Here is a 17,136-nt window from a genome sequence, read left to right on the forward strand (position 1 = left end):
AAATTGGTCTCGCCCGGACGGGTTCGGGTTCAATGCCGGCTCGTTCGACCAAGCTGCCGCCCGGCCCAGGTTATTCGAATTCCTATCGCGCCGGTGCAATGACTGTTTGAACCTGCTGATCGGAAACGGCGACCACCAACCGTGGGGTAGTGCGAACAACGAGGACGATCAAATGTCACTGCGGAGCAGGGTATTGGACGTACTCCATGGCCCGGCGGTCGCACGCATGCGCTTCCGGTTTCCGATCCGCGGCAGCCATGTGACGATTGCGCCGCAAACGTTCCATCACGTCGCCCGCGCGATCCGGTTGGGGCAGGTCACCGTCAGACCTCCGACGGATCTCGCGGCAGGCGTTGCTGCACAATACAACGATGTCGCGAGAACCAGGGCGGACGGCACGGCGGTTGCGGCAAACACGCTGGAGGTCGTGTCGGCAGCGGGGCGGATGGACGAGGCCTATATCGTCCACGAGAGCCTGCATGCGGCATACGATCTGTTGCGTACAGGCCTTGATGCCAATGCCGAAGAGGCGTCTGCCTACGTCTGCACGGCGCTCTATTGCCGCATGACAGGCCTGCCCCGCCCTCGCTGGGCCAACGGGCCGATCTACGCCAATGCCGCAGAGGTCGCCCGAACGCTGCTGTCCCAGTATCAGAAGGGCGATCCCGGGATTCCCTGGGTCGGCGAGCATGAATGGAAGATGCTGCGCGCAGGTGTTGGCCTTGATCCGGTCTATGCCAGCGGACCCGGCGGTATTCTCACGGGATGGCTCCTCGGCCAGCAATATACCCACGACGGCTAGAGTGCCGGGCCGCATCCGCTGCAGGAAATGGCACGAGCTTCCAACTCCTGCCGTTCATCGCCAACGGAGCCGACGCACTTGAGCGCATCACGCGACCAGCAGGCCCAGCTTGCCGACCATCGCAAGCGAGCGCTGAACGCTTTCTCGCGTTGACAGCAATAACGGCTCGGCAGGCTGCCCGGCATTATCCTTCTGGTCTATCCGGATGGTCGGGCCGAATTTTTCCGTCATTTCGGCCGTGATCTGGTCGATGGTCCGCGCTCCGTCGAGCAATTGCAGGAAATCCCTGGTCCGGTCGTCCTCCAACTGCACCGTTTGGTGGAGGAGGTTGGTGACGAGCGGACCTGTTTGCGCTTGTCTTCGCGCGAGCAGGCTCGCCTGCGGATGCTCGGTAGCTTCCTTCAACAAAAAGGGACGCGACAGCAGGAACGAAACCTCGCCGCTGCAAGCCAGGATGAACATCGCCTCCGTCAACACCTTTTGGTCATCATCCGCCCGCCGGTCGCCCAGCAGCGCGCGGGCCCCATCGAGCAGCTCGTCGAATGATAATGCTCGCGGCCAGGCCCGGCCCAGACATAGATGCGCGGCCTTCAAGAGCGGATTGGTTACCGTGACCCTGCTGCCGTCCTGGTTCTCGAATTCCATCGCGGAATCGTCGGTCACGCAGGCGTCGGGGTCGACCGGGTTGGTCGTGCTCAGCAAATGGAACCGGGTGACGAAATCGAGGTCGACCTGGCGGGACAGCGAAATGCTGTCGTGGCAGAGCAAGGTGCGCCGAAAGCCGTTGCCGTCGATGAAGTCCTGATATTGATCGCGCGCCATGAACTCGCTTTCCGGGAAGCGCTGCAGCGTCGCGCGAACCTCCTCGGAATAGCCGGCAAGATAGCGTCGTGAAAAATCAGCATCGCCCAGATATTGCAGGCCATGGCGGCTTGCGTCCTCGGCGACCTCATGCAGCAAGAACGCCTCGGCACCATCATCGAGATCGTCGTGAAACAGAAGCTCGTCGGGGGACTTGAGGACGCGGTTGTACTGGTCGCGCATAACTGCGCCGTGCACCGAGTTGGCCTTCGAGCCGTCGCTCAGGAACTTCAGGATCGCGCGGGCCTGTCCGACCTTCTCCTTCATGCCGGTGAGACGGCGGGTGTGATACCGCATCATGTCGCGGACCATGTCGCGAAGATGCGAGAACGGGTGCGCATTGTAGCTGACGTAGCAGACCCCGCGGGGAGCCAGGTTCTGCTTGAAGATCATCATCATCTTCTCGCGCACCGCCGGCGGCACCCAGGAATACACGCCGTGTGCGATGATGTAGTCGAACTCCCCGAAGCCTGCGTCGACATTCATGATGTCGCAATGGAGAAGCTTGATGTTGCTCAGGCCCAATGTGGCGATGTTTCGCTGGCCGCGCTCGATCGTCACGCCGCTCAGGTCGACACCGACGAATTCGCTGATTGGATATTGAAAGGCCATCGGCAACAGGTTGCCGCCAACGCCGCAGCCAAGCTCCAGCACCCGGCAACGCTCGACCGGCGCTGACTGCATGCCGTAAACGGCAGCAATGGTAGCAAGATGGTTCGGATGAGTGAGCCCGTAGACGTGGCCGGGGTAGTAGACCTCGTCGTATGGCGTGGGACCGGCGTTCGGGTGGCGATGCTCGGTTTGAATGTTCATCGTCCTCAGTTCCACGAATATGCGAACTTGTCGTTCTCGATCGAGACCCGCGCTTGCTTGATTTCTTCCTTGGCAAGCGACTTGCTAAGGAACTCGCGCGACAGCTCCGGGAGCAGGGTGTTGGTGATGATGTTGTCAATCATTCGCCCGCCGGAATCCGGGTCGTTGCAACGTGACACAATGTGCTCCACGACCGCGTCATCGTAGTCGAAGGACGCGTTATGATTGTCGCGGAGGCGTCGTCCGATCCGGTCGAGCTGTAACCGAACGATCCCGGCGAGCATCTCGTCGGATAGCGGGAAGTACGGTATCGAGACGATGCGTCCGAGCAGCGCTGCGGGAAACACCTTCAGCAGTTCCGGCCTCAGCATCTTGGCGAGCTCTTCCGGCTCGTTGCGATACTTTGGATCGCGCGAGAGGCCCATGATCAGATCGGTGCCGACGTTGGTGGTAAGGATGATCAAGGTGTTCTTGAAGTCGATCCGCCGCCCGTTGCCGTCCTCCATGGTTCCCTTGTCAAACACCTGGAAGAAGATCTCGTGGACGTCGGGATGAGCTTTCTCCACCTCGTCGAGCAGGATGACACTGTAGGGCTTGCGCCGGACAGCCTCGGTGAGGCGTCCACCTTCGCCATAGCCGACATAGCCGGGAGGTGCACCCTTCAAGGTCGAGACGGTGTGCGCTTCCTGGAACTCCGACATGTTGATCGTGATCATGTTCTGCTCACCGCCGTAAAGGGTCTCGGCAAGCGCCAGGGCGGTTTCAGTCTTGCCCACGCCGGATGGACCAGCCAGCATGAACACGCCGATCGGCTTGGAAGGGTTGTCAAGCTTGGCGCGGCTGGTCTCGATTCGCTTGGCGATCATCGTCAGCCCATGAGACTGGCCGACGACGCGGCGGTTGAGGATCTCCGGTAGCTTCAGCACGGTTTCGATCTCGTCGCGCATCATCCGGCCGACCGGGATGCCGGTCCAGTCAGAGACAACGGACGCCACCGATTGCTGGTCTACATGGGCATAGACCATCCGCTTCTCCGGATGGATGCTCTCAAGTGTGTCGAACTTGCCGCGCAACTCCGCGCGCCTGGCAGCCGGATCTTCGCCTTCTTTGGGCTGGGACAGAATCTCCCGGATGCTCCGGATGTCCTTGACGAGTTCCTGCTCTGCGGCCCAATCGGCTTCAAGGTTCGTCAGCTTGTCCTTCAGTGCCGCAATGTCGTTGTCGATCGCCGTGATGCGGTCGCTGTCCTTAAGCCCAAGATCGCTGTCGCTGACGAGTGCCGATTTCTCGGCTTCACGAGCGGTAATCGCAACGCGTGCATCCTCGATCAGGGCTGGCGTCGCGCTCTGGCTGATGGCCACGCGCGCCGAGGCGGTATCAAGCAGGCTGACCGCCTTGTCCGGCAACTGCCGTGAAGGAATGTAGCGGTGGGACAGGTTGACCGCTGCGACGATCGCAGCATCGGAGATGCGAACGCCGTGGTGCTTTTCCATCGGACCGAGAAGTCCGCGCAGCATGATGCAGCAGGTCTCCACTTCCGGTTCATCGATCTGGATCGGCTGGAAGCGTCGCGTGAGCGCGGGGTCTTTCTCGATATACTGGCGATATTCTGCCCATGTGGTGGCGGCGATCGTGCGCAGCGTGCCACGGGCGAGAGGAGGTTTCAGGAGATTGGCCGCATCACCGGTGCCGGCCGCGCCGCCGGCGCCGATCAATGTATGGGCTTCATCGATGAACAGTATGATCGGGGTGGGTGAGCTCTGGACCTCGTCGATCACCGAGCGCAAGCGCTGCTCAAACTCACCCTTCATGGAAGCACCGGCCTGCATCAGGCCGATGTCGAGCGCACAAAGCCTTACACCGCGGAGCGGTGGCGGCACGTCGCCGGCGGCGATTCGCTGGGCGAATCCCTCGACAACTGCGGTCTTGCCGACGCCAGCCTCGCCGGTAAGAATTGGATTGTTCTGCCGCCGTCGCATCAGCACGTCGATCAGTTGGCGGATTTCTTCGTCCCGGCCAAGGATCGGATCCATCTCACCTGATTTGGCCTTGGCGGTGAGATCCTGGGAGAACCGGTCGAGCGGCGTCGTCCCCTTGGGACCCGCTTGGGCCGCGCCTTCCGTGCCTGCGCCGACCAGGCCCGAACCGTCCATCGGCCGCATGGTTTCCTCGTCGGAGCCGGCCCAGACATTGCGGCGCTCCGCGGCGAGTGCGTCGACGTTGACCTTGGCGAATTCCTGCGAGAGGTTGTTCAGCGTGCGACGAATATCATTCGATTTCAGGCCCGCCACGAGCAGATGACCGGTGCGGATCTGGGTCTCGCCAAAGAAGAGCGTGGCATAATGCCAGCCCCGATCGAGCAGATCGATGACCGGATTGGCGACGCCCGGCATGTCGGTTTCGTTCTTACGAAAGCCATTGATCACGCCGGCAAGGTCCGACAACAAGCGTGCCCGGTCGAGCTTGTAATGATCGACCGAGAGGCTGAGATCGTTGCGTTCCTGCTGCAGGATATGAAACAGCCAGTGCGCTAGCTCGACGTTGCGATTGCCGGCGCTCTTTGCGTGGCGCAGGGCCTGTATGAAGGCATCATAGCCGGCCCGGTTCAGCTTGCCCGTTACAGCCTCAATGCTGATGTCGGTCACGGCGGATCCTCCTGCTTAATCCATCCGCGGATGCCTGGCATCAAGCGGAAATTTCATCGAATCCCATAGCTTTAGGCAATCGGCGCTACGGATAGGTTCAAATCGCCGAGGCATCGGCTGCGGCGGCCCGACGGGCGCTCAAGCGCTCGCTGAGCTGAAAGCGGGCATCGCGGCGATATTCTTCCGTGGAAGTCCAGTTCGGCGAGACCCAGGTGGTCCATCCAAGTCGTCCGCTCTGTCCGAGCCTGACCGGGACGACCTCTCCCGCTGGAATGGCGAGCTCCACCTCCCATTCCAATTCGTCGCCGATATAGAAGAACACGGCGTCCGCCAGAGGCTCCGACAAGTTGCGCGCTTCGGTCGGCAAGAACTGTTCGTACTGGGTAAAATTCTTGACAAAGACCCGCACCCTGATCTTGTCCTCGACGCTGAACACGCGTGAGCCCAGAAGAGCGTCCCGGCCGAGCCTGGCATGGGTTCCGCCGAGCCGGCTGCAATGACTTGGGTCGAATGACAGCCAGGTGCCGACAAATTCGTCGATCTCGACCTTGACGTCGAACAGCCCCTGCAGGAACCGCGTCAACCGTGACGCACACTTCGCTCTGGGGGAGATCAGTCCGGCAAAGCTGAGCTTCGCCATGTCCGGTACGGTGTCTCGATCAGCGAAAACGTCGGAGCCGAGGCCGGCGAAGGAGCCGACATAGGCGATGAAGCGATCATCCGCCGGACGGTCGTGCTGAGCGATCGGCCGCGCATCGGCCCAGGCGCGAAAGAAGAGTTGCAGAAAGCGTCCGTTGAGCAGATCGAGAAAGCGCGGGAAGGCGTCATCCCGCATCAGCCACCAACTGAGGCTCTCGTCGGTGGTGGCAAGCGGCAGCGCGCCCTGCGGCCCCAGGAGACCGAGAAATTTGACGAGTATCCTGAGCCGGCCACCCACGTCGTCGACGGCCGCAAGGTTGGAGGCGGGGAACTCCAGATAAGGCACTTGGCCGAGGTCGATATACTCCTCGCGGCGTGCAGCGCTGTCACCGATCCGCGGTCGATCCGAGTTGGCGCGCTCGAGCTGGCGCAACGCATTAAAGAAATCGAACCGCCAGGGCTCCGCCTTCATCTGGTCGATCAGCGTCATAGAGGTCTCCGCGTGCCCATGCGCGGCGGCCAACGCATGATCTCGCCGCGCTCCGGCGTCGAGACGACCGTCTGTGTGAAGGTATTGAAGCCCGAATAGTCGGCGAAGAAGCGCTCCAGCACGGCTCCGAGCAAGAACACGCCGCTGCCCTCGAATGCCTTCTCGTCGAGCGTGATGGTAATCTCCAGGCCGCGCGCTGCGCCGCTGCCGGTGCGCTCGCGCACCCGCCGTACGACCGGCCGGCTTTCTATGCTGCGCACGCCGCGGATCTTGCGTTCCGTGGCGTCGTCGAACTGATCGGCGAACAAGGACAGCATTTCGCGCAGGGCTCCGGCGTTCTTGCCGCCACCGCGCTCGACGAGGCCAAGATAGTTCAGGCTCAGCATGTTGATCAGCCGCCAGCTGACGATTCCGCTGTTCGCGATCTCGCTGCGGCTGCGCAATTGGGCCACGATCGGTTCGCGTGGTCGGGTGGGACCGGCGACGCACATCAGATCAAGGGAAGTATCGTCCAACAGGCGGAAGTCGGCGCCGCCCTGGCCGACCGGCAAGTGTTCGGTGAGATGCCGGTTGGAGCACAGCGCCCGGACGCTGAGTTCGGCGACCGCACCTTCGCCGCTAAGTTCACCGGGCTCCAGCAGAGACAGGAACATGTCCGTCCCGGTGTAGTCCGATGATGCGCCGTACGTCTTTTCTCCCACTGTGCGGCGCCGGGGCAACCGTCGAACGGTGAAATAAAGCCCCTCGACCGATCCGCTGGTCCGGTCGACGGCGGCCGAATACAGCGGGCGCACCGGCCGCTTGTCCTTGTCGGCCGGAAAGTGCGCGTAGACTTCGAGTACCTGGTGCGGTTCGTATTCCAGATAGCGGCTGCGATCGGGCACCACATGGTACTCGTGCGTATTCGACTTGACGGGGATGCGATCGCTCGTCTTCTCGAACAGGTTGATTGCCGGCGCGCTATAGAGCCTGAAGGTATCGGGCCGCACCGCGGCGGCAAGCCGTGAATTGTGTTCATCGAAAGCGAAGACGATATCGATCGATTTGCTGCGCAGCCGTGGCATCACGCTGCGAAGTCCCGTCAGGTTGAAGCCGAGGAACTTGCGTGGAAACATGAAATATTCCCGCAGCAGCTCCGAGCCGCGAAAGACCCGGTTGTCGTTGGGAAACAGCGACTCGTCCTCGTCGAAACCAATCTGCTGCACGCAGTCATGGGGCGCACGAGTCACCACCGGATCGCCGAAATCATCGAGATGCCGGAAGTAGACGCCCTTGCAGTTCGAGATCAATTGCTCGTAAAGCGCAATGGCGTCGGATTCCGCGCCTGAAAGGTAGATCGGAAGTTCGCTCGTGCGGCAGCCTGCAAACCAGGTTTCCGGCTTGGCCCTGGCCTCCGCGTCCGGCAGCTCCTCATCGAGCCGGGCCGCGGTACGGTGGGTCAACGACAGCCTGAGCCCGGCGATGACGTCGCCGCCGACGGGAATCCCGAGCGCCTGCAGCGCGCCTGCCGTCGAGAAGTATTCGGCGCCGGTGACGTCGAATGGCCAAAGAGCGATATCGCGGCAAAGTCGAAATCGGCAGGAGAGACTTCGTTCTCTCTCGCGATAGGTGGCGTCGAAATAGGCGCCGCGCGCGATCTTCTTGCCATCGCGTAGCGCTGGGTCGGCATAGGGGGGGCGTGCCGTGACCAGCATGGCCGACGGAGTCGGGGCAAGGTAATTCGGAACCAGTTGCTCGAGCAGGTTTGCAGTGAATTCGGGGAATTCGTGCTTGAGCTTGAGCTGAACGCGAGCGGCGAGAAATGCGGCACCTTCCAGCAATCCCGTGATCATGGGATCAGAGCGATCCCGGATCAGCCCACCGAGGCGTTCTGCGATGCCGGGATACTCTTCGGCGAAATCCCCGGCCTGCTCGTAGAGCAGTGACAGTTCACGATTGTAAAAATCCAGGAATTCGCGGTTCATGCTAAAGTCGGTTGATCTGGATATCGCCGCTGTCGAGGTCGACGTCGGCGACGAACTCCACGGGGACGTTGAGCGGCTCGGCCTTCAGGTCGGCGTGAACGATGAAGCGCAGCTTGAGTTGCTCGGGGCCGACCGAGCCGTCGCGTCGGACCCGGATGGTGTTGCGATCGAGCCTCGGTTCATAAGTCGTGAGCGTCTCGCGCAACGCGTCGGTGAGCTCGTCGTCGGCGACCTCGTCGATCGAACGGTGGGCAATATCAGGGAAGCCAAAGTTCAGGATTGAGGTTCGGACGCAATCGTGGCCGTTCAGATCCAGGGTCGATTCCAGGGCAATGGTATTGAGGAGCGTTTCGAGGTCATGGGAGACCTCGCGCCGGAGCAACGTTTCCGAGATTGGAAATCGGCCCGCGCTCCGCCGCCCTGCAATGACCCGCTCGCCAGACTCATCGCGTAGATTGAGCTTCTTGCGTGCGTCGCGCGCTTCATGGGCTGAGCGAAATGCCAGCATCAGTGGGGGAGAGAGCCGATCCTTCTTTCGTGCAATGGTCATTCACGGTCCCCATGACGCCCAACTCGCATGCAATCCCGGGGGGCGCGCGTTGGTGTCCGACTTGGCGTCGCCCAGCAGGCTTTCGGGCCCGCAACCGGGCCTGACGAGAGGTGCGATCAAAATCGCACCGCTTGGCGCCGGTTCGCCAATCGCAACCGGCGCCAGGCGAGGGGCCGACAATCAGGCCCATTCCTTGTTGGCAGGAACATCCCAGCCAAACGTCGGCGAAGCTCCGGCGCCACCCTTCTCCGTCTGGGTCTTGTAGATCATCTTGACCTTCGCGAAGTTCAGACTCACGTTTTCGGTAAGGCGATCTTCGCCGTGCGATCCGCCTGTCGATACGCTCGTCACGAGAACCTGCTTCATCTCGATCTTGAGATATTCCAGCGGGTTTTCGCCGGCCTTGCGGACCGTCAGGATCGCGCTGTCGATATGCTTGCCGTTTGCGCAGACCTTGAAAAGTTCCGGCGTGGCCTTGTCAACGAAGTGCGTGAAGTGAAGATCCTGCACGCTGACCTTGCCGGCGCCGCCGCCCGATCCGCTGTGGAAGGTACCGGTCTGGCTCTCGCCAAACGACCAACTCAAAATATCGATTTCGTCTTTGTGCTTGTCGTCCAGCGACTCGCCCTTGATCGGATCGAGTTTCAGGAAGATGTCGACAGCCATAGCATGGTCCTCTCAAATTTCTGTGTGTACGGTTGCGATGCTGCAGCGTCAGGAGCTGGGACCTGGCAGGCGTGAAACCAGACTGAGGCCGACATCCATCGCTTCCAATTGAAAGTGCGGACGAAGAAAGAAGCGCGCGTTGTAATATCCCGGGTTCTCCTCGTTTGCTATGACCTCTACCTTCGCAGCGGCCAGCGGCTTGCGCGCTTTCTGAGCTTCTGACGATAGGGCTGGGTTGGCATCAACGTACTCGTTGATCCAGGTTTGCAGCCAGACCGTCAGCTCATCCTTCTCCTTCATGGATCCGATCTTGTCGCGAACCATGCACTTCAGATAGTGCGCAAAGCGAGACACTGCGAACATGTAGGGCAGACGTGACGACAGGTTGTCGGACGCGGTTGCATCCACGCCCTTCTCGCCGAAATACTTCTTCGGCTTGTAAAGCGACTGGGCGCCGATGAAGGCGGCCTTGTCGGTGTTCTTGCGATGGATCAGCGGGATGAGACCCGCCTTTGCAAGTTCGTGCTCGCGGCGATCGCTGATGGCGATCTCGGTCGGGCATTTCAGATCGACGCCACCGTCGTCGGTCGGGAATGTGTGCGTCGGCAGATTGATGACCTCTCCGCCGGATTGCACACCGCGGATGCGCGTGCACCAGCCGAACTCCTTGAAGGCGCGGTTGATGTTGACCGCCATCGCATAGGCCGCGTTGATCCAGCCGTATTTGTCGCCGGTGTGCCCGTCTGTCTCCTCCTCGAAGGCGAACTCTTCCACAGGCTCCGATTTCGCGCCGTAGGGGAGGCGACCCAGCGCGCGCGGCATGCACAGGCCGAGATAACGCGAGTCGTCCTGGTCGCGCAGTCCCTTCCATGCGGCATATTCCGGCGTGTCGAACACCTTGCCGATATCGCGAGGGTTGGACAATTCGGTCCACGAGTCCATTCCCATCAGCGTCGGCTCGGCGCCGCTGAAGAAGGGGGCGTGTGCGGCGCCGGCGATCTTGCTGAGATCGCGCAGCAACTGCACGTCGGTGGGGAGGTGGCTGAAATAGTAGTCGCCGATAAGGCAGCCGAACGGCTCGCCGCCCAACTGGCCGAACTCGTATTCGTAGATCTGCTTGAACAATGGGCTCTGGTCCCAGCGCGCATCGGGGTAAAGCCGCAGATTACGATACAGCTCGGTCTTCGAGACGTTCATGACCCGGATCTTGAGGTTGGCGTCGGTCTCCGAGTTGAAGACGAGGTAGTGGAGGCCCCGCCAAGTACTTTCGATCGCCTGGAATTCGGGTGCGTGAATGATCTCGTTCATCTGCGCGGTCAGCTTCTGGTCGATCCGCGCGATCATCTCCTCGATCGTGTCGAGCACGTCCGACTTGATGACGCTCGAGTCTTTCAATGCCTCTTGAACGAGCGTGGATACCGCGTTGTCGACCTCGGTCGCTGCGCGTTCGGTGCGCGGTTTGAAGCTTTGCTTCAGCAGAGTGGCAAACTCGTCAGCTTCGACGGTCTTGACCTGGGTGGTGCTCTCTTTGTGAACAGCTTCTTTTGCCATGGTCCCCGTTCCTTCCTTAGCTCTCGGTGCCAGGTTCGATCGACTGGCTGATCGCGCGTTCCCGAAGCGCTGCCATCAGTTGAGGATCGGCCAGAAGTTTTTTCAGCTGATCCTCGGCGGCTACCTTGCCATCCATGTAGCGCAGCAGGTTGGCAAGTTGTTCGCGCGCCTCGAGCAGCTTGGCTGTAGCCGGCACCTGGCGGGCGACGGCCACGGGAGTGAAGTCGGCCATCTTGTTGAAGCGCAGATTGACCGAAAGTTTTTCGTCTGATCCGTCGCTGAGACGATTGGCGACGCGCGCCGTCACGCCGGGCTGGATTGCCGCCATGCGGCTGTCGAAATTGTCCATATCGAACTCGAGGAATTTGCGCTCCTCGACCTTCGTCTTCTCGACGCCGGGGTTATTGCCGGAAAGGTCGGAGAGGACGCCCATGACGAACGGCAGTTCGATCAGCCGCTCGGCGTCGTAAGGATCTTCGTATGTGATGTGCACGCGTGGTGCGCGATTTCGACGAATGAATTTTTGACCGCTATCTGTAGCCATGGTTCCCTCACTACGAAATCGCTTTAGACGTCGAATTTGCGCGACGCAGATCGGCTAGGGGACTTCAAGTTGCTGCGGTCGGCAAACATCCTTGTGTCCATTTAGTGCCCTCGAGCGAAAGCTGGGTTCAATGCGATCTGTCGATTGTTTTAAGCGCTCCCTCAGGAAGAACATCATTCAAAAGGCTGAGAAAGTCTCGTTGCGCGAGGTCGCGCGCGCGATCTGCCAAAAAGGGGATGGGGCTGGACGGCTCTGCGGTTCGGAAAAACGACGCCACCTTCGCCAGCAGGCCCAAGGCTTGCGTTCTGCTTTCCACTGAAAATACAATGTCTTGGGTGTTGTTCTCGGCCGTCGATGAGAATGACGTGGCGAGTTCCGCCATCCGTTCGATCGGCAGGTCGAAGACCTTGTCGCGTCCGATGTTGATCGCAGCGCTCCCCACGTGCGCAGGCACCAGCATCCGCATGACTTCAATAAATGACTTGCCGACCATCTCCTGCGCTTGACGCACCAGCAACAGTGCCGGGTTGGACGGTTCCATTCGGGCAAAATAGTCTGCCACTGCTGCAAGCGCTGCAGATGCCTGTGCGGATGAAGTCACCACACCGGTCGTGTCTGACGGCGCCTGTGCATCGACAGGACCGACATCTTCCGCGGTTGCGGCGATCGCGGCCGGATCGCGCGACGCGACAAGACCCGCAAGCCAGGCAGCCATGCCGTTAACCAAGCCAGAGAGCCTGTCGAGGCTGATCGGTTGCCCCGCGTTCAACTTCTCGTGCCAGGTCTGCTTGATGGCCGCGATTTCAGCAGCGACCGCAGAGCACCGCCCGCTGGCTGCCTTGAGAGTGTCGAGATCTGTCTCGCTGACGATGCGCTCGATGGCCGCCAGATCAGGCCCGTCGGCGTCGGCGTCGCCGGCGGGAATTTCGCCGTGAGCGATCTGATAGGCACGGTAGTTGAGGTTGCCGTGTCTGCGGTTCTCGATCAGGGGAAGGAACTGGAGCGGGTTGATCACGGTCGGGAACACGTCGATTGCCTCGACTGTGACGGCGCGAAGTGCGTAGTCGCCGTCCTCGCCCTTCGGATGCACCGCTTCCCACTGCTCGCGCAGCAGCAGGTTGGTCGCCTTCAGGCAGCAGAGAAAGCCGTCGAGATCGCGGTTGAGGATTGAAAATTTGGCCAGCAGCAGGTTCAGACGCAGATCGCGGGTACGCGCCAGAATGGGCTGCGCGGCGGCAAACTGGCCGGCAAAATCGACCGCTTTTGGATCGAAGCGTCCACGCTCTCCGTTGGCATTGACGACCTCGAAGAACGACATCGGTAGCAGCGATTCCGCACCTGCGAAGAAGTTCAGATATTGGACGTCTCCGATGGCGTCGAGATCCGGTCCGCAGGGATCGTCAGCGGCAATGGGCTGCGTCAGGGAGGCGACGTCAAGCATATGCGGACCGTCCATCTGCTCGATCACGGCCCCGCTGCCGAGCCCGTGGCGACTAGGGGATCGCGCGGGGGCGCATGATCCGGAATCTATACCTATGGGTCAGATGCCTGCCGACCTTGGTTCATTCCCGAAGATCATGCCATTTTCGCGTGAACCGGCAAGCTCTTGGAGCCGACTACTTGATGGCCCGGGGTAGATCTTTGGCGGCCGTTGTGGAACGTCAGGAAGCCCAGCCCTGGGGCGGGCTTGCCGGCACAGCCGGCGGCACGCAGGATTTCCGTCGTTCTTGCATAACGTCTGATCAGCTTTTTTGCAGCGGGTCATTCGATCGAAGGAGGGAGTTTAAGCCCACATGGGCCAGCTTACTCAGGATACCCGCCTCTGCGAACTCAAGACGCCTCTTGGCAAGGACGTTTTGGTTTTTGCCGGATTCGAAGGCTCGGAAGGTCTCAGCGAACTGTTCGAGTATCGCATCGAGTGTCTCAGTGAGGATGCCGACCTCGACTTCGACCGCGCTATCGGCCAGCAGTGCACGCTGACCATAAAGCTGCATGAAAAGGAGCGCGAGTTCAGCGGCATTCTGACGGAGGCCCAGTGGCTCGGGGTGAAGAACGACTATTTCAGCTACCGGATCGTGCTGAGGCCCTGGTTATGGCTGTTGTCGCGAACCACCGATTGCCGGATCTTTCAGGACAAGAAGGCGCCCGACATCATCAAAGAGGTCTTCAACGAACGCGGCTTCACCGACTATGAATCCAAACTCACCGAAGAGGGTTCTTGTCCGAAGCTCGAATATTGCGTTCAGTACCGCGAGACCGACATGAACTTCGTGTGCCGGCTGATGGAGCAGCACGGCATCTACTACTTCTTCAAGCATGAGGGCGGCAAGCACACGCTGGTGTTGGCGGACTCCAAATCGTCGCACAGTCCGATCAATGGTCTTGCTACGATTCCCTACATCCCGCTGGCGGGTGCCGACCGGCGAGGCGAGCAGCACATCTATGAATGGGTATCGGAGCGGCGATTTCGTACCGGCAAGATCGAACTCAACGATTACAACTATCAGAAGCCCAACGCTCAGATGATCAGCGACGCCAAGGGCTCCGAGCATTACACTCGGTCGGAGATGGAGTTTTACGACTATCCCGGGAAGTTCAAGGAGAAATCCGACGGGGAGCGCTACGCGAAGATCCAGCTCCAGGCAGAGCAAGCGATGGATCGGCGTCGCCGCGGCAATGGCGACGCCGTCAACCTGTTCCCTGGCGGGCTGACGAAGCTCGAAAAGCACTCCAAGGACTCGCAGAACGTCGAATACCTCGTGGTGCGAGCTGTGCACTCGTTCTCGATCGAATCCTATCGCACCGGCGGTCCGAGCGACGCAGGGCAACACGTCTATTTCGGCAGCTACGAGTTCTTGCCTAGCGATCGGCCGTTTCGAGCGCTGATGATGACGCCGAAGCCAAGAATCAACGGCATCCAGACGGCCAAGGTGGTGACCAAAGACGATAATTCGAGCGAGGAAATCGACGTCGAGTCCCTGGGCGAAATCTATGTCCGCTTTTTCTGGGATCGGAAGAAGAAGCGGTCGTGCCGGTTGCGCGTGGCTCAGGTTTGGTCTGGCAAGCGCTGGGGCGGTCAGATCATCCCGCGCGTCGGACAGGAAGTCGTTATCGAATTCCTGGAGGGGGATCCGGACCGGCCCCTGGTGATCGGCACCGTGTACAACGACGAATACAAGCTGCCCTACGATCTGCCGTCGAAGAAGACGATCGGGGGATTGAAGTCGGACTCCACCAAAGGTGGCGGCGGCTTCAACGAGTGGAGCTTCGAGGACAAGAAGGGATCCGAGAAGATCACGGTGCATGCCGAGAAGGACCACGACGTAACGGTCCGCGACACCGAGACACGTACCATCGGCGAAGCTGCATTTGGCGGCGACACGCGCAACACCACGCTCAAGAACGGCAATGATAAGCTCGATATCCAGTTGGGTGGTCAGCACATCACTTTGGCCATGGACCAGTCTGTCAATGCAGGCCTCAGCATCACGCTCATGGCCAATGCGAACATCACCCTACAGGTGGGTCCTAGTCAGATCATCCTGACCCCGGCGGGCATCGTCATCAACGCGCCGACGATCGCCATGACGGCGCAGGCCGGCATGGCGCTTGCTGCCGGTGGTCCGCTGGTCGCCCACGGTACTCCAACCCTTGTTGGTTGACGGTCATGGGACAAGTTCGGTTCGGTACGGTTCAGGATCTGTTTCAGGCCTATCCCTTGGCGCGTTATGATGTCGGCAAAGCCGACGCTGACAAGCCTTCGCTGGACTTCCTTCAGGAGGCCGCCGATGCGCGGAATTGGCACCCGGCCGTGTCTTACTGTGCCTATCTGCTTCCCAGGCGCGTAGCAGTTGCCTGGGGATGTCGCTCTCTGCGACTGATGTTCGACCATTTCGACGCCAGCGATACCAGGTCGCTCAATATTGTGGAGACCTGGGTCCGGCAACCGGACGAGCAGTCCCGGAACAAGGCGCTGGCTGTCGGCAATGCCAATGATCCCGAGCAGCCGGCGACATGGCTGGCGCTGGCGGCCGGCTGGTCCGGCGGAAGCGTGGTTCCCCCGGAATTTGCGCCCGTGGAAGCTAAGCCAGATCAGGCCGCGCGGGCGGTGCGTGCAGCACTGCTGATCGGCCTCTGCCGGCTCCCCCGTGACGCCCGGGACCGGATAATGACGTCATGCCTAGAGGATGGTATTCAATTGGCACGCGGCGAACCGCGCCCTCCGCGCTAACGAGACGATGTGATGGTGCTTCGCTTTAATATCGAGAACGAACCGAACCTTCCGGATGGCGGACCTGTGTCGTTTACGGTCACCGGCAGGCGTTCAGTCGATATTGGCCGGGACCGTCACCTCGACTGGACGCTGCCGGATCCGGCGCGGACGATTTCCGGAAAGCATTGCGAGGTGCACTTTCGCGACGGTGGCTATTGGCTGCACGACGTTTCGACCAACGGCACCTTTCTCAATGGTGCCGACCAGCGCATGCGGGGGCCGCACCGCTTGCGCGACGGTGACCGACTCACGATCGGCCACTACATCATCGGAGTTTCGCTGGAGAATGAGGCTGGCGGGGGCAGCCCAAACCACGAGGCGCAACTGCGCGAACCCTCGGTCCAGCAGCATGCCGACTACGGAGAGCTTTGGACAGCCGATCGTGACATTCCGCCGCCGATCGATCCGCAACTGCTGAAGAAGCCACGCGAGGCTGCGCGGCCCGTCAATCCGGGGTTCCTGGATTGGGCGGCGAGCGTCCCGGCACCTGGTGTAGACCCATTCCGACGGTCACAGCCGGCGTCTCCGTACCAACCGTCCGAGCAGGACGACGACATGAACTGGGCAGCCGGTCCAGCCAACGCGCCGAAACCGCAAGTCGAGCGCCCGCCCATCATGCCGACCCCACGCCGGCCGTCGGTATGGATTGATGATGAACCAGCCGCTGCCCAGCCGCCAGCATCGCCATCGCGCCCGGCGCAAGCGGCAGACGAGGGACCTGTCACGGCCAAGCCAGTCGGCGGTCCCGAGTTCGCGCGACTGGTGGCGCGCGCTGCAGGATTGCCGGACAATTTCTTTGCCAGCAAGTCCGATGCCGAACTCGCCGAACAGCTTGGCGTCATCTTGCGTATGACCGTGGATAATCTGATGGCGCTGCTGCAGGCGCGGACCCAAGCCAAGCAGCTGACCCGTAGCACTAGCCAAACCACCGTCCAAGCCCTCGAAAATAATCCGCTGAAGTTCTCGCCGACCTCGGAAGAAGCGATGCGCATTCTCTTTGGGCCGCCGACGCGCAGCTACCTCGACACACAGCGCGCCTTTGCGCAGGGCTTCAGTGATCTCAAGTCACATCAGTTGAAGACCTATATGGCGATGCAGCACGCTGTCCATGAACTGATTGCGGGCATAGATCCGACGCTGATGGCCCGCGAGCTCGAGCTTCAGCGTGGCGCAAGCTCCTGGCTCGGCACGAACAAGGGCAAACTCTGGGACGAGTTCTTGACGCGGTGGAAGGCGCATCTCGGCCGCGACAACAGCGCGCCGATCGAAACCTTTATGTTGCATTTCTCGAACTATTACGACCGCGGTGACAAGCCCGGTTCAAAGTAAACTATCGGC

Annotated in this window: 13 protein-coding genes; 4 read left to right on the forward strand and 9 right to left on the reverse strand. The window is 60.9% G+C overall.

Annotated elements, in window-relative coordinates; translation table 11 throughout:
- The first annotated feature begins 193 nt into the window (after positions 1-193).
- Entirely contained in the window at positions 194-802 is a 609-nt protein-coding gene (locus AB7Z56_RS11310; RefSeq protein ID WP_231142835.1) for a hypothetical protein, read from the forward strand.
- An 87-nt stretch (positions 803-889) separates the two neighbouring features.
- On the opposite strand, the gene AB7Z56_RS11315 is transcribed toward AB7Z56_RS11310, so the two are convergent.
- The 9 genes from AB7Z56_RS11315 to AB7Z56_RS11355 form a co-directional block, all read right to left on the reverse strand.
- Positions 890-2,476: a methyltransferase regulatory domain-containing protein gene (locus AB7Z56_RS11315; protein WP_085402420.1), complete on the reverse strand. Its 1,587-nt coding sequence runs from the start codon at positions 2,474-2,476 to the stop codon at positions 890-892.
- 5 nt (positions 2,477-2,481) lie between these two features.
- Positions 2,482-5,121, reverse strand: coding sequence for a type VI secretion system ATPase TssH (gene tssH, locus AB7Z56_RS11320; RefSeq protein WP_063981813.1), 2,640 nt, complete (start codon positions 5,119-5,121; stop codon positions 2,482-2,484).
- A gap of 97 nt (positions 5,122-5,218) precedes the next feature.
- On the reverse strand, positions 5,219-6,283 hold the full coding sequence (gene tssG, locus AB7Z56_RS11325) for a type VI secretion system baseplate subunit TssG (protein WP_063981814.1): 1,065 nt from the start codon (positions 6,281-6,283) through the stop codon (positions 5,219-5,221).
- Positions 6,247-8,214, reverse strand: coding sequence for a type VI secretion system baseplate subunit TssF (gene tssF, locus AB7Z56_RS11330; RefSeq protein ID WP_085402421.1), 1,968 nt, complete (start codon positions 8,212-8,214; stop codon positions 6,247-6,249). The genes tssG and tssF overlap by 37 nt, the downstream gene beginning before the upstream one ends.
- A gap of 1 nt (position 8,215) precedes the next feature.
- A complete protein-coding gene (gene tssE, locus AB7Z56_RS11335; RefSeq protein ID WP_094184183.1) occupies positions 8,216-8,764 on the reverse strand; it encodes a type VI secretion system baseplate subunit TssE in 549 nt (182 codons plus the stop codon).
- A gap of 180 nt (positions 8,765-8,944) precedes the next feature.
- Complete coding sequence (locus tag AB7Z56_RS11340) at positions 8,945-9,430, reverse strand: Hcp family type VI secretion system effector (protein WP_014493489.1); 486 nt, start codon at positions 9,428-9,430, stop codon at positions 8,945-8,947.
- Positions 9,431-9,478: 48 nt separating this feature from the next.
- Positions 9,479-10,981, reverse strand: coding sequence for a type VI secretion system contractile sheath large subunit (tssC, locus tag AB7Z56_RS11345; protein WP_071911365.1), 1,503 nt, complete (start codon positions 10,979-10,981; stop codon positions 9,479-9,481).
- 16 nt (positions 10,982-10,997) lie between these two features.
- On the reverse strand, positions 10,998-11,525 hold the full coding sequence (gene tssB / locus AB7Z56_RS11350; protein ID WP_085402422.1) for a type VI secretion system contractile sheath small subunit: 528 nt from the start codon (positions 11,523-11,525) through the stop codon (positions 10,998-11,000).
- A gap of 127 nt (positions 11,526-11,652) precedes the next feature.
- A complete protein-coding gene (locus AB7Z56_RS11355; protein ID WP_085402486.1) occupies positions 11,653-12,966 on the reverse strand; it encodes an ImpA family type VI secretion system protein in 1,314 nt (437 codons plus the stop codon).
- Positions 12,967-13,318: 352 nt separating this feature from the next.
- On the opposite strand from AB7Z56_RS11355, the gene AB7Z56_RS11360 reads away from it, so the two are divergent.
- Genes AB7Z56_RS11360 through tagH form a run of 3 tightly spaced genes read left to right on the forward strand, consistent with a single transcriptional unit; the run spans position 13,319 to position 17,127 of the window.
- Positions 13,319-15,187 (forward strand): type VI secretion system Vgr family protein, encoded by a 1,869-nt coding sequence (locus AB7Z56_RS11360; RefSeq protein WP_063981817.1) that lies wholly within the window; start codon positions 13,319-13,321, stop codon positions 15,185-15,187.
- A 5-nt stretch (positions 15,188-15,192) separates the two neighbouring features.
- On the forward strand, positions 15,193-15,756 hold the full coding sequence (locus AB7Z56_RS11365) for a DUF6931 family protein (RefSeq protein WP_063981818.1): 564 nt from the start codon (positions 15,193-15,195) through the stop codon (positions 15,754-15,756).
- Positions 15,757-15,768: 12 nt separating this feature from the next.
- Positions 15,769-17,127 (forward strand): type VI secretion system-associated FHA domain protein TagH, encoded by a 1,359-nt coding sequence (gene tagH / locus AB7Z56_RS11370; protein WP_063981819.1) that lies wholly within the window; start codon positions 15,769-15,771, stop codon positions 17,125-17,127.
- The last annotated feature ends 9 nt before the right edge of the window (positions 17,128-17,136 follow it).

The organism is Bradyrhizobium sp. 482_C4_N1_8, from assembly GCF_052075965.1.
Lineage (GTDB): Bacteria > Pseudomonadota > Alphaproteobacteria > Rhizobiales > Xanthobacteraceae > Bradyrhizobium > Bradyrhizobium barranii.